This is a genomic window from Bacillus sp. CIS52, assembly GCF_053545315.1.
Map to the genome: position 1 here is coordinate 1502555 of NZ_JBIUFR010000001.1, position 13449 is coordinate 1516003.

General features: G+C 47.0%; 10 protein-coding genes. 5 read left to right on the forward strand and 5 right to left on the reverse strand.

Features of this window, described 5'->3' with window-relative positions; translation table 11 throughout:
* Nucleotides 1-24 precede the first annotated feature (24 nt).
* Nucleotides 25-1401, forward strand: coding sequence for a sugar porter family MFS transporter (locus ACH32G_RS07285; protein ID WP_099745071.1), 1377 nt, complete (start codon nt 25-27; stop codon nt 1399-1401).
* Nucleotides 1402-1517: 116 nt separating this feature from the next.
* Nucleotides 1518-2903 (forward strand): glycosyltransferase, encoded by a 1386-nt coding sequence (locus tag ACH32G_RS07290; protein ID WP_448814155.1) that lies wholly within the window; start codon nt 1518-1520, stop codon nt 2901-2903.
* A 3-nt stretch (nt 2904-2906) separates the two neighbouring features.
* Here ACH32G_RS07290 and ACH32G_RS07295 read toward each other — a convergent pair whose 3' ends face one another.
* Genes ACH32G_RS07295 through ACH32G_RS07305 form a run of 3 tightly spaced genes read right to left on the reverse strand, consistent with a single transcriptional unit; the run spans nt 2907 to nt 6597 of the window.
* The gene (locus tag ACH32G_RS07295; RefSeq protein ID WP_448814156.1) at nt 2907-4037 is read right to left on the reverse strand and encodes a Ger(x)C family spore germination protein; all 1131 of its coding nucleotides are present in this window, start codon (nt 4035-4037) and stop codon (nt 2907-2909) included.
* Nucleotides 4034-5140 (reverse strand): GerAB/ArcD/ProY family transporter, encoded by a 1107-nt coding sequence (locus ACH32G_RS07300; protein WP_049627521.1) that lies wholly within the window; start codon nt 5138-5140, stop codon nt 4034-4036. The genes ACH32G_RS07295 and ACH32G_RS07300 overlap by 4 nt, the downstream gene beginning before the upstream one ends.
* Before the next feature lie 5 nt (nt 5141-5145).
* The gene (locus tag ACH32G_RS07305) at nt 5146-6597 is read right to left on the reverse strand and encodes a spore germination protein (protein ID WP_016937742.1); all 1452 of its coding nucleotides are present in this window, start codon (nt 6595-6597) and stop codon (nt 5146-5148) included.
* Between the two features lie 217 nt (nt 6598-6814).
* Between ACH32G_RS07305 and manA the strand changes: the two genes are divergently transcribed.
* Nucleotides 6815-7765, forward strand: a complete 951-nt coding sequence (gene manA, locus ACH32G_RS07310; RefSeq protein ID WP_448814157.1) for a mannose-6-phosphate isomerase, class I — start codon at nt 6815-6817, stop codon at nt 7763-7765.
* Nucleotides 7766-7906: 141 nt separating this feature from the next.
* On the forward strand, nt 7907-10552 hold the full coding sequence (locus tag ACH32G_RS07315) for an N-acetylglucosaminidase (protein ID WP_448814158.1): 2646 nt from the start codon (nt 7907-7909) through the stop codon (nt 10550-10552).
* Between the two features lie 60 nt (nt 10553-10612).
* Here the strand turns inward: ACH32G_RS07315 and ACH32G_RS07320 are convergent, their stop codons facing one another.
* Together ACH32G_RS07320 and ACH32G_RS07325 are read right to left on the reverse strand one after the other, a co-directional pair.
* Nucleotides 10613-11779, reverse strand: coding sequence for a CDP-glycerol glycerophosphotransferase family protein (locus ACH32G_RS07320; RefSeq protein ID WP_448814159.1), 1167 nt, complete (start codon nt 11777-11779; stop codon nt 10613-10615).
* 32 nt (nt 11780-11811) lie between these two features.
* Nucleotides 11812-12582, reverse strand: a complete 771-nt coding sequence (locus ACH32G_RS07325) for a WecB/TagA/CpsF family glycosyltransferase (protein ID WP_016937746.1) — start codon at nt 12580-12582, stop codon at nt 11812-11814.
* A 355-nt stretch (nt 12583-12937) separates the two neighbouring features.
* On the opposite strand from ACH32G_RS07325, the gene tagD reads away from it, so the two are divergent.
* Nucleotides 12938-13327 carry a glycerol-3-phosphate cytidylyltransferase gene (tagD, locus tag ACH32G_RS07330; protein WP_016937747.1) on the forward strand — a complete coding sequence of 130 codons (390 nt, stop codon included), beginning with the start codon at nt 12938-12940 and terminating at the stop codon, nt 13325-13327.
* The last annotated feature ends 122 nt before the right edge of the window (nt 13328-13449 follow it).

The following is a 13449-nucleotide window of genomic DNA, read 5'->3' on the forward strand; positions in this document are numbered from 1 at the left end:
CAGGATGAGGGGAGTCTATATCACATGAAAAGCATACACTCGAATAAATGGCTCTATTTTTTCGGCGCTCTCGGCGGCGCTTTATACGGATATGATACCGGAGTCATTTCCGGGGCTATTTTATTTATGAAAAAAGAACTGGGACTGAACGCCTTTACAGAAGGCCTCGTCGTCAGTTCGTTATTGGCGGGGGCGATTCTCGGTTCGGGATTCGCCGGCAAACTGACCGACCGGTTCGGCAGGCGGAAGGCCATCATGGGAGCGGCGCTGCTGTTTTGTATTGGCGGGTTAGGGGTCGCTTTTGCCCCGAATACCCAGGTGATGGTTCTATTCCGGATCATTCTCGGACTGGCTGTCGGAACATCTACAACGATCGTTCCGCTCTATTTATCGGAGTTGGCTCCGAAGCATAAACGGGGGGCGCTTTCATCACTGAACCAGCTGATGATTACGGTCGGAATCCTCGTTTCGTATATCGTGAATTATATATTTGCCGATGCAGGCGCTTGGCGCTGGATGCTTGGTCTTGCGGTCGTGCCGTCAGTCATTCTGCTGATCGGAATATTATTCATGCCGGAAAGCCCGCGCTGGCTGTTTACAATCGGCAAAGAAGATAAAGCAAGAGAAATTCTTTCGTCATTGCGGGGAACGAAGAATATTGAGGGCGAGATTGACCAAATGAAAGAAGCGGAAAAGGAAAACGAAGGCGGTTTGAAAGAATTGTTTGAGCCGTGGGTGAGACCCGCGCTGATTGCCGGCCTCGGGCTAGCCTTTTTACAGCAATTCATCGGGACAAATACCATTATTTATTACGCCCCGAAAACATTTACCAGTGTCGGGTTCGGCAATTCCGCATCTATCCTGGGAACCGTCGGAATCGGCGCCGTCAATGTCATCATGACGCTTGCGGCTATCAAAGTCATTGATAAGATCGGTCGGAAGCCGCTGCTTTTGGCCGGAAATGCGGGCATGGTCATCAGTCTTCTCGTATTAGCCGCGGTCAATCTCTTCTTTGAACATTCAGCAGCCGCATCATGGACGACGGTCATTTGTTTAGGTCTGTTTATCGTCGTGTTTGCGCTCAGCTGGGGGCCTGTTGTATGGGTTATGCTGCCGGAATTATTCCCCCTGCATGTCCGCGGTATCGGCACGGGTGTCTCGACTTTGATGCTGCATGCCGGAACATTGCTTGTTTCATTAACCTATCCGATATTAATGGAGGCCGTCGGCATCAGCTATCTATTTATCATTTATGCCGCGATCGGGATAATGGCATTCCTGTTCGTTTGGTTTAAAGTGACCGAGACGAAGGGGAAAAGCCTTGAAGAAATCGAACAGGATCTGCGAAGCCGTAACGGAGGCTCTGAATCAGAATCCAATCGGCAGACAGTTCATCCTTAATTCCAGTGTGAGAGGGGGCGGTTATACACCGGCCCCTTAAAACTGCGTCCCGCGCCCGGTCACATAAATGACAGGAATATGTCATACGTTAGTATAAAGTCACGATAAAGGCGGGGATGCCGGTGAAAACGAGCATTATTATCCTTACATATAATGAGCTGAAGCTGACCAAAAAATGTCTGGCCAGCATTGATCAATACACCGACAAAGAAGAGATAGAGCTGATCATTATTGATAACGGTTCATCAGACGGAACGAGAGAGTACATATCAAAACTTCCTGACGTCAAAGTCATCCTAAATGAAAAAAATCTCGGGTTCGCCAAGGGCTGCAACCAAGGAATCGAAGCGGCAGGGGGGGACAATCTGCTGTTTTTGAACAACGATACGATAGTCACGAAAAATTGGCTCAGCGCCATGCTGAGAGTGCTGTATCAATCTGAAAAAAACGGCATGGTCGGTCCCGTCAGCAACTATGTCAGCGGCGCGCAGATGATCCATGACGCGTATCAATCGCTTGATGAACTGGAGTCATTCGCGGAGGCTTATTGTGAAAGGGAAAAGCATAACACGAAGCGGGTGCTCCGCCTTGTCGGATTCTGCCTTCTGGTGAAAAAAAGCGTCATTGAAGACATCGGCCCGTTCGATGAACAATTCGGATACGGTTCTTTTGAAGATGATGATCTATGCCTGCGCGCCCTGCAAAAAGGCTACAGCCTGCACATCGCCCTCGATGCCTTTGTACATCATCACGGGCACGCGACGTTTACAGCTAATCAGGATATCAATATCAATCAATTATATTTGGAGAACCGCCAGCGTTTTACGGAAAAATGGGGCACTGATTTTACGTACTTTACCCACCCGAGACCGGAAATTGCGGAGCTTGTTCCCCGGGAAGCGAAAAGAGTACTTGATGTCGGCTGCGGCGCGGGTGCTACGGGACTGGAACTTCAAAACAGACAGCCCTGTGAACTGTACGGAATAGAACTGCACCCGCTGGCGGCGCAAGCGGCAAAAGGACACTATGAAGCGGTTCTGCAGGAAGATGTCGAAGAAGTGAAGCTCCCGTATCCGGAAGGCTTTTTTGATTGCATCATTTTTGCAGACATCCTTGAGCACTTAAAAGACCCTTGGCGTGTCATTGAAACGTACTCAGCCTATTTGGCGCCTGCCGGATCAATCGTTTGCAGCATTCCGAATATTTCTCACGCCGAAGCGCTGTTTCCGCTTCTGCTCGGTGACTGGACATACAAGGACGCCGGCATTCTCGACCGCACCCACTTGCGGTTTTTTACGCCGCAGACGGTCCGCACGCTCTTTCCGGAAGAGACATTTGACGTGAAAAAGCAGTCCTATACGTATGTTCACGTTGATGAGCGGGTGCAGCTGTTTTTACAAGAAATCACACGAATGGCGCAGGCGATGCAATTTCCGGTAACACAGCTGCCCGAACAAAGCCGGATTTACCAAATCCTCCTGCGTGTCGAAAAAACACGCTGAAGGCTACTGGCCCATCGTTCCGAAGTTGACAATCTGAATGGAAACATCATAGTCAAATGCCGCTTCGGAAAAGGTCTCATCCCAATGATTCTTCACTTTCTTCCAATAGTCGGGATATTGAATGCGGACTCTGTCAGAAAAGAATACAGGGTCCGTTTCATATTGATTCTGAAGCTTATCAATGACTTCTTTTATATCGCTTTTCAGTTTTTTTTCAAAAATCTTTTCGAGCCCGTTTAAATAATGCTGATTGAATGAATCCTCGCCGGCATATTGATCCTCCGACAAGATGCCTTTTGTTTTTACCGATACGTGAAATGACAGCTTCCCGTTTTTCAGTCTGGGGGTGATGGCGGATGTTGATTTTTTGATCTCGAAGGTAATCGGGTGCCCTCCTTTATCCAAAGCGGGCAGCACGCCGCCCTGTATCGTTCCCGTCAGCCAATTCAGGCTCTGTACTTCGTATGATGACAGGAATCCCGCCAGTCTGTTTTGTTTTTTGTTTTTGATGATGGCCGCTCCGTCATACACCGTTTTTCCTTTTTGATTGCTGACGGCCTGCATGAGAAAGCTGAGTTTATTATGGCAGTAAATCGAAGCTCTCCCGATTCTGAGCGGCCTTAAAATTTTTCCGTTGTAGCCGCCGTTGTTTGTGAGGTCGATGAGCTTTTCCGCGGCCATGGGCTGCTGCTGATTCGGCGTCGGCTCCGTCAGAATGTCGGACGCTTTTCCTCTTGCCGCGAAAAGATAGCTGCTCCGTCTTAATTCATCATCACGGATAAAATGATTCATCATCTGCAGTATATTTTGGTCGGCCAGCAATTTGTCGCTGAATATCAGCACTTTTAAATGATCGCTGTAAACGGGCGGATCTTTTAAGGAGACTTCACTGACGGCTTCAAGAATGGTATCCCCCCGCGTCGTCACATTGACAAACACGGGCCGGCCGGAAGCCTGGCTGTTTTCACTTTGGGGCAGCAGGTTTTGATAGGTTAGTTTATATCGGCGGTCACTCGTCTCGTCTATGGCCACTCCCCGGGCGAACGATAGTTTTTCGACTTCCTTCGCGTCCCAGCATCCTGAAAGCATTATCAGTATGAAAAGCGCCACCGCCCATTTTATGAAATGTGTCATGACGTCTGTTTCCTCCCCGCTATTTTCTTCATCCAGCTGACAAACCAAATGAGAAAAGGAATCATAATGACGGCAAAAAACGCATATCCGAGAATATTAGCGAATGCAAACACACTGTTGATATCATCGGGGTACATTGAAAGGCCGAATGTCACCGCCAATAATCCCCCCAGCAGCCAGCCATTGTTTTTATTTTTCAGCCTGAAAATGGTGTTGAATCCGAGATGCGCTCCTTTAAAAGAACCGAGCATACAGGTGAACTGCTGGCATGTCCACGTAATTAAAAGAAAGATATCAAATCTTTCGATGAAAATACCGCGGATTTCCAAGGCGTGAATCAGGGAAATTGTCGGATACGTCACCGTTTTGGCTTCAGCAACCGACATACAGCCGATCACGATAAGCAGTATAAAGCTGTAAAATAAGCTCGCGCCTGCGATGCCGAAGACAGCCGCCTTTTTCGCCTGCTTCGGGTTTTTCATAAACGGCACCAGAAAAAGAATCACTTCAAGCCCCGAAAAATACAGAAGGGTTCGCGGAAACAGCTCAAAAAAGCTTTTGTAGCCCCCATCAAAGACCGGGCGGACGAAATCCAGCTTAAACAGTCTCAGGCTGAATATGAGCAGTGTAAGCAGAATGATGATCGAAACCGGAAAGAGATACGCATAGAGCTTTGAAATGGGATAGACCCCGCCGGTCACATGGTAAATGCCGACCGCCAGAAAAATGAATATGACGACACCCATCGGCGTATTTTTCAGTAAAAAGTAATTGATGACTTCACCGAGAAACCGGGCTTGAAAACAGACGGTGACGACAAAATAACAGCTGATGAATAAATTCAGAAGAGAACCGATAGCGCGGCCCATGATGCTTTGATTCAGCTCATAGATGGTTTCCCCGCTGTTCTTCTGCAAAAACGGCATAAAGAGCAGGACGATGCCGATAAACACGACACTCTGCAACAGAATAATGATCCATCCGCTCGGACTGTCCGCTGTTGCGGCCGAGCGCGGCAATGTTAACACGCCCGCTCCGATCATTGTTCCGCTTACCATGAGAAGGGTCTGCATAAAAGACAGCTTGTCTTCCGGTTTTATCATGGGGATCACCTTTGTCTGATTTTATCTTTTGTCTCTTTTCGGGTCGGCCGTTTTTTAAAAAGCGGTGTCGGCAGCCTGACAATCGTATCCTTTAAGTCCTGTCCCGGCTGCGCCATGATCGGAATAATATAATCCTGGCCGAAGCTTTTCAGGCGCATCAGATGGCCGACGACCAGCAGATAACACATAATCAGTCCGTATAAACCTAAAATCGCCGATAAAATCATCGAAAAAATGCGGATGAGCCTCAGCGGGAAATTGAACACATAGGAGGGCGCCGTAAAAGAGGCCAATGCCGTAACGGATACGACAATCACCATCATCGCGCTGACGATATTCGCCTGTACGGCGGCCTGGCCGATCACCACTCCCCCGATCAGGCCGATCGTCTGGCCGATCGGCTTCGGCAGTCTGAGCCCAGCTTCTCTGATCATTTCAATCGTAAAAATCATAATAAACGCTTCAACAAAAGGGGGAAACGGGACATTCAACCTGCTTCCGGCAATCGTCACCGCCATTCTCGTCGGCAAAAGCCCGGTATGAAACGTAACGAGCGCGATGTAAAGGCCGGGTAAATAAATCGTGATTAAAATGCATGAATACCGAAGCAGCCTGAGAAAGGTAACCGGAACCCACCGCTGATTATAATCGTCAGGGGAGTGGATAAATTCATCAATGGTAGCGGGCACCAAAAGGGTAAATGGCGTTCCGTCTACAAGAACGGAGACCCTTCCCTCTAAAAGAGCGCCCATAACCCGGTCAGGCCGTTCGGTCGTCAAAATGGTCGGGAAAATGGAATACGTGTTATCTTCAATGAGCTGTTCGATCGATCCTGATTCCGGAATATCATCAATGGTGATGGACTCCAGTCTTTTCATCACTTCTTTTACGACATCATCAGGCGCGATATCCCGAATGTAGGCAACGGCGATCCGTTTTTTTGTCCGTTCGCCGAGTGTCAGCTCCTTGATCTGGAGATTGGGGTCACGGGACTGCTCACGCAAAAGCGCCGTATTCGTCCGAAGTTTTTCGACAAAACCTATCCTCGGCCCCCGTTCCAGCACTTCTGATGCCGGTTCTTCGACATCACGCATTTTAAATGTTTCCGTATCAAAGGAAAGGGCCTCCTTCCATCCCTCCGCCAGCAAAACCGATTTGCCGGAAAGAATGTCTGCCTCAACATCCTTAAGTGAAGAAAGCCGGGTGTGGTGATACCCGAAAGAAATGGATGCCGGAGGTGTTTCAGCCGGTTCCTCTTGATGCCGGGCGGCCGCCTGCACGGGCGAAATAATATATTCGGCAAGCAATTGATTTTCAGTCAGTCCGTCTATATACACAAGACAGGCGTCACATTTACCGTTTCCGTACGTAAATGAATAAAACATCATGTCATCGCTTTGGCCGAACCGTTTTTTCAGCGCTTGAAGGTTTTGTCCGAGCTCAGCATTTATCGTCACAATGTTTCCCCCCTTTCATCAGTTATTTTAATTTGCGACAAACAAGGGATTTTATTCTGGAATAGGAAATGACTGAGCATTCCGCCCCATCCGAATGGTATAATGAGCAGGTCAGTCATTTATACATATTGTTTTTAACTGGCGGCTCTCTCCGTGTTTTAAAATAGGTACAGGGGGAATGGGATATGAGCCGCTTTTTAATGGGAGGGGAACGAACATGACGCAAGAGCCGATTTTTTTACAGCCTGTATGTAAAGAAAAAATATGGGGCGGCACGTTATTACGCGAACGATTCGGATACAGTATACCTTCAGAAACAACCGGCGAATGCTGGGCGATATCAGCCCACCCGCACGGGATGAGCACGGTCAAAAGCGGTTCGTATCAAGGGAAAACCCTGATCGAACTGTGGAATCAGCATAGAGAATTATTCGGCGGAACGGAAGGGGACTGCTTTCCGCTGCTGACGAAAATACTGGACGTCAAACATCACCTGTCCGTCAAAGTCCACCCTGACGATTATGATGCCGAGGAGCATGGACTGGGCGAAACGGGGAAGTCTGAGTGCTGGTACATTATCGACTGTAAAGAAAATGCGGAGATAATATACGGTCATACGGCCCGTTCGAAAGCAGAGCTTGTCACCATGATTAACAGCGGTGATTGGGAAGGCCTGCTGCGCCGCGTGAAAATCAAACCCGGTGATTTTTATTATGTGCCGAGCGGAACCATACATGCCATTTGCGCCGGGGCGCTCGTGCTGGAAATACAGCAGAATTCAGATGCCGCCTACCGGATATATGATTACGGGCGCACAGATCAAAACGGCGCGGCGCGTGAGCTGCATATCCGCGATGCCGTCAACGCCGCCACCGTTCCTCATGTGGACGGATTTTTAGATGAATCAACTGAAACGAGAAAAGGCATCACCATCAAAACCTTTGTGCAGGGAGAATATTTTTCTGTTTACAAATGGGATATCAGCGGGACGGCGGAAATGACCCAGGACGCTCCGTTTATGCTGTGCAGCGTTATAGAAGGAAGCGGCTCCATCACTTGTGAAGGCAAGACCGCAACACTTGAAAAAGGCGCGCATTTCATACTGCCGGATCAGATGCCTGACTTTACGATAACCGGAGAATGCACAATCATCGTTTCTCATATATAAATCACCCAACTTAATCCCAGCGATGGGATTAAGTTTTTTTATTTGGATAATTGGATGATTTCTCTCTGTAAAAATGAAGAAAGCCGGCCGATAAATAAACTAGTTTGATAGAAACCAATTGAATCAGAAAGAGGAGAAGGAATGAAAAAGAGATTCGTTGCACCTATGTTATTGTCCGGCGTTTTCCTTGTCTTTAGCACCGTTACACAGCACGCCCAGGCTGCATACAGCGATTATTCCGTTTATGAGCTGGAAACGAAGCAGCAATTCGCTTCTGAGAATGATGCGCTTCAAGCGGCAGCGAAATTGAAAAAGGATACGGGGTGGCAGGCTGACGCAAAGAAAGCCGGTAATGCGCCGCTTGCTTATCAAATCTCCGTTTCAGGCTTACACGATGAAACGGACGCGAAAGCCGTGCTGAAAGATTTTACGAAGCAGACGGGTGTGGCCGGCACTTACAGCGCAAGCGGAAGCAAACAGCCGTACGTGACCGTCACATCAGGAGTTCTATCAGACGGACAGCAGACGAAAAACCTTCTTGCCAAATTGACGAAAGAAACGGGCGTGACCGGCGCCGTCAAGGAGTCGGGAACGAAGCAGCCGTACATGCAGGTCGTGACTTCAGAGATCGAAGCCGAAGCAGACGCGAAAACGCTCACTCAAGATTTGACGAAGCAGACGGGCGTGAAAGCTTCATACCGTCCGATCAAGCGGGAAACAGCCCAGTTTCAGATCCAATCAGGAACAATTACCGGCGATCAAAAAGCTGCTCAAATCCAAACTGATTTTCAAAAGGAAACAGGATTACAATCGTCGCTGAAGGTGATAACAAAAGGAAGCCCGAATATCACCGTGACAGCTTCCGGCATTCCGGATGCAAATAAAGCGGCCGGCTTAGCGAAACAGCTCCAGCAGAAAACGGGTATCAAAGGGAATGTTCAAACGTATGCCCAAAGCAAAACAGCAGCCGTGTACAACGTGCGGTCAGGATATTTTAACGGAGTAAGCGCCGTGCAAAATGCCGTCAGCCAAATCAAGAAGAATACAGGCGTCAGCGGCAGCTATCAAAAAGCCGGCACGAAAAATAATTACACGGTCGAGATGAGCGGACTGACGGCTCAGCAGCTGCAAAGCGTTCAATCCTTCTTTAAAAAGAAAAAATGGCATTGCGACACAACGCCTGTCAAAAAGACAGCGTCAGCGTCCGTTTACCAGATTACAGCAGGACAGCTCACCGCCGCACAGGCAGATCAAGCGGAGGCGTTTTTCCGCCGGCAGCATGTAAAGACGGCAAGAACCGCGGCAGGAAAAACAGCAGAGAACCAATATCAGCTGCTTTCTCAGCAGACGGCAGACCAATCGAAGATTAAAAAAGGATTGAATCTTCTGGCCGGATATAAACTGAGTGCTGTTTCCAAAACAGCAGCCAAGCAAACGGGAACAACGTACCAAGTCACAACTGAATCACTGCTTGATACGGCAAAGATCAATCGTTCGCTGGATTTCTTCAAAGGGAAAAAAGTATACGCTTCTTCACAGAAAACAGGTGAAACAGCGTATACACAATTCAGGATTGAAACGGCGCCGCTGCTTAAGAAGGAAGACATTGACCGCGTGACTGCCTTTTTCAAACAAAACAAAGCGGCCGGCACTGCAAAGGAGACGGGGAAAACCGCCTATTCACAGTACGTCATCAAAACCGAAAAGTTCACTGGTAAAACCGTTTTAAATAAAAGCATGAGCTATTTCAGCGCCAAACAATTGCAGGCCGGCTATACGAGTGAAAGCCATCCGGTTTATGAGCTCCATCTCCGCGATCAATTCACGGGCTCGCAGTCTGCGGATGCCGCCTCTCAAAAGCTGAAAAAGCTGTACGGATGGACGATGACTATTTTGAAAATAAAAAACGGACCGCAAATTATGAATACCAATTACAACATCTCGCTTGCAGATATGGTCAAAAAACAAATGACAGTCAGCCCGCAGACTGATGCCTCGGCTTACGCGTCGCTTACTTACATCAATACGGCTTCCGGGACGGTCACAGCCGACGTCCTGAACGTCCGATCAACCCCGGAAGTCAGCTCAGGCAATATTATCGGGCAGTTGAAAAAAGGCGATAAAGTCAGCATCACCGGCCAGACAAACGGCTGGGCCAAACTCAGCATGGGCTGGAGAAACGCCAGCAGTGATGAAGTCGAGCAATACGTCAATCCTGATCACTTCGCACAAGACAGCAAGTATTATTTTCAATTTCTGAAGCTCTCTCAGACAGCGGGATTGAACGCATCTGAATTGAATCAAAAAGTGCTGGTCAATAAAGGAATTCTGACAGGCAAAGGCCAGGCCTTTATTACAGCCGCCGGAAAATACAGCATCAATGAAGTGTATTTGATTTCGCATGCTTTGCTTGAAACGGGCAATGGCACGTCAGAGCTTGCAAACGGCATTACGTATAATGGAAAAAAGGTTTATAACATGTACGGCATCGGGGCTTATGACAGCAACCCGAATTATTACGGCGCACAATACGCATATAATCAAGGCTGGTTTACTCCGGAAGCCGCGATTATCGGCGGAGCCCAATTTATCGGTGCGTCATATATTCACAACTCCGCATACAACCAGGATACCCTGTATAAAATGAGATGGTCTCCAGCCGCGTCCCATCAGTATGCGACAGACATCGGCTGGGCGTATAAGCAGGTAAACCGCATGTACAGTTTATACTCACTGCTGGACGACTACACGCTTTACTATGATGTTCCTGTGTATATGAAAGTGTAAAAAAAAGGCTGAAGTTGTTGCTTCAGCCTTTCTTCATGCAAAAAAACACCCGCCTCGGATTCAGGCAGGTGCTTCAGCACAATTTTTCATTTTTGTTTCCGCAAATTTCAATAACGCTTCACTCGAATTCCCATCTGAATACATATTCCATTTGTCCGAGAACCGCTTCATTTCTTCTGCATGAAATGGCTTTTTCGTCATTTCCTCGAGAAGGGCTTTGCTGTCATGACAAGCTCTTCCGGGGATGACCGAAGCATAATTGTCGATCAAACCGCGTTTTTGATCGTATTCCTCCAGATCATAGGTGAAAAAGAATATCGGTTTATTTAAGAGTGCGAATTCAAAGGGCACGGAAGAGTAGTCCGTAATTAAAATATCAGCCGCTTTCAAAAGGTCATGAAGACGCATGTCAGACACGTTCTTGATTGATTCGCTTTCAAACGAAGCTGAAATATGATGCAAAACGGCTGGGTGAAGCTTTACAAGCAGCATATACTCTCCGTTTAATTCGTTTATGAGCTGTTCTTCGGTGAATGGGAGCCGGAAGGATTGCATATCATAATCCCTGAATGTCGGTGCGTACAGAATGATTTTTTTCGGCCATTTGCGCTCCGGTCCCGGCTTGTTTTCTTCATAATAGACGTCAGTCAGGGGAACTCCCGTTTTTAACAGCTGGGCATCCCGTATACCGAACGACTTTTTAAAAACGTCAGCCATCTCATCTGAACCGACGGTGACAAAATCAAACGAACTGTACACTTTTTTAAAGCGGCTGATATCTGATGCCGGCCGGCTTCGGTTCGTCACGTCCTCAAGGCCGAACTTTTTCAAAGAGCCGTTCGCATGCCATACTTGAATGCATGTCGTTTGCGGACGGCGGTTTAAGATGCTTGTCAGGAGAAAATAGTTATCCGTTATGACCACTTTGCTCTTAAAAAGGATGAAAACGGCCTTCACAAGATGCAGAGGGTTTTTTTCGTTCAGATAAAAAGAGCCGAGACCTTCCAGCTCCTTTTTCAGACTGACGGCATGTCTCGTATACAGAACCGTCACTTCATAAGAAAGCGATTCAGCATGCGCCTTGTAAGAACGGATGAGAGCCTGCGCATTTTCTTCAAAAGATACCAGCAGGGTCAGGTGATTCTTTGGCTTTACAGGCTTGAACAAAACGCCGAGAACCGACAGATATATAGAATAGAAAGCGGCGAATAAAGATCGCAAGTTCATAGATTACCAATCTCTTTTGCTGTTTTATTTGTTTAAAGCTGTTTCGTTTGATCTTCAGCCTGCTTGGAGTACAGGCTCTTATTTGATTTATTGTTTCTCAAAACGGTAAAAGCATACTTCGGAATGTTCAGCATCCTTTTCCATCTCCACGGATTCGTCACCAGTCTGTACAGCCATTCCAGATTTGTTTTGATCATCCATTCAGGGGCGCGTTTCACCGTTCCGCTGAACACATCAAAGCTTCCGCCCAAACCGATTGAAACAGCCTGAGGAAAAAGATGTTTGTATTCATAAATAAATTGCTCCTGATGCGGATATCCTAAGGCGACAAACACGATATCGGGTTTCGCCCGGGAAATCTGTTTGGCGACGAAGCGTTTATCGGCTTCATAGCCGTTGCTGGCTCCGACAACCTCGATATTCGGATACTCTTTATCGATCCGATTCAAAACGGCGTCAAGCACGTCTTGCTTAGCTCCGTATAAAAATATTTTTTTAGACTGCCGGTTTGCGAGACCGAGCAGCGACAGAAACACATCGAATCCCGCAATTCTTGATTTCAGCGGGTGCTGCGTCAAACGTGACATTAACACGACGCCGATACCATCCGGCAGGACGAAATCCGCGGAAGAAATGACTTGATGATAACCTTTGTCTTTCGCCGCAGCGTATCCGATCTCTGGATTGACCGTCGCAATGACGGCTCCTTGCTTTTGTGCGATATAATAAGTGTCTAAATATGAAATAAACTCCTGTAAATTTCCATTAACATAAGAAAGGTTGTGCACCATTTCAGTCTGCATCTGCCGTCCTCCTTTTTGTACGGGATTTTCTTTCACTTTTTCGTGACTTAAGCTAAGCTTTATTTTAACATAATACCTTCAGATAAACTTAACAATAGTTTTACAAAAATATAAATAAGATAACAATTTCTTTAATCATACGCGCAAAAACCCTGCTAAACTCCTATTGTAATAACATTTGTTAATAAGTGGAATTTAACTTCGTTTTACATTAGCTTAACCTTTTCAGGGCTATGTGATATAATGAGGTTCCATGAGTACGAAATTGGCACTTTAGTGATTAAGGATACAGCTGCACAGCATTTCAGGGCAGTTGCTTGTTATACGTATGATGATAGAAAGGAGCTTTTGTTTCATGAAGAAGGTCATTACTTACGGAACGTTTGATTTACTGCATTGGGGTCATATTAAACTGCTCGAGCGCGCGAAGCAGCTTGGAGATTATCTTGTCGTTGCCATCTCAACAGATGAGTTCAACCTTCAAAAACAAAAAAAGGCCTACCACAGCTATGAACACAGAAAGTTAATTCTTGAAACGATCCGTTATGTCGACGAAGTTATTCCGGAAAACAGCTGGGATCAAAAAGTCCGGGACGTAGCGGAGCACAACATCGACGTGTTCGTAATGGGAGACGATTGGGAAGGCAAGTTCGACTTCCTTAAAGATCAATGCGAAGTCATCTATCTCCCTAGAACTGAAGGCATTTCCACTACTCAGATTAAAAAAGAAATTGCCGGGGTGTAATTGAAACATTCGGATATGCAGATGATAAAGAAGTACTCCCTCCGGATAGGGAGTACTTCTTGTAATATAAGGTTATTTTCGCTATATTTGTTATGCGCTTTTTTTAAAAAAGCTAGACAATA

What these genes read in the sequence shown, in the direction of transcription:
- ACH32G_RS07285 (WP_099745071.1), top strand. Translation starts at nt 25, where the DNA reads ATGAAAAGCATACACTCGAATAAATGGCTCTATTTTTTCGGCGCTCTC.
- ACH32G_RS07290 (WP_448814155.1), top strand. Translation starts at nt 1,518, where the DNA reads ATGCCGGTGAAAACGAGCATTATTATCCTTACATATAATGAGCTGAAG.
- ACH32G_RS07295 (WP_448814156.1), bottom strand. Translation starts at nt 4,037, where the DNA reads ATGACACATTTCATAAAATGGGCGGTGGCGCTTTTCATACTGATAATG.
- ACH32G_RS07300 (WP_049627521.1), bottom strand. Translation starts at nt 5,140, where the DNA reads ATGATAAAACCGGAAGACAAGCTGTCTTTTATGCAGACCCTTCTCATG.
- manA (WP_448814157.1), top strand. Translation starts at nt 6,815, where the DNA reads ATGACGCAAGAGCCGATTTTTTTACAGCCTGTATGTAAAGAAAAAATA.
- ACH32G_RS07315 (WP_448814158.1), top strand. Translation starts at nt 7,907, where the DNA reads ATGAAAAAGAGATTCGTTGCACCTATGTTATTGTCCGGCGTTTTCCTT.
- ACH32G_RS07320 (WP_448814159.1), bottom strand. Translation starts at nt 11,779, where the DNA reads ATGAACTTGCGATCTTTATTCGCCGCTTTCTATTCTATATATCTGTCG.
- ACH32G_RS07325 (WP_016937746.1), bottom strand. Translation starts at nt 12,582, where the DNA reads ATGCAGACTGAAATGGTGCACAACCTTTCTTATGTTAATGGAAATTTA.
- tagD (WP_016937747.1), top strand. Translation starts at nt 12,938, where the DNA reads ATGAAGAAGGTCATTACTTACGGAACGTTTGATTTACTGCATTGGGGT.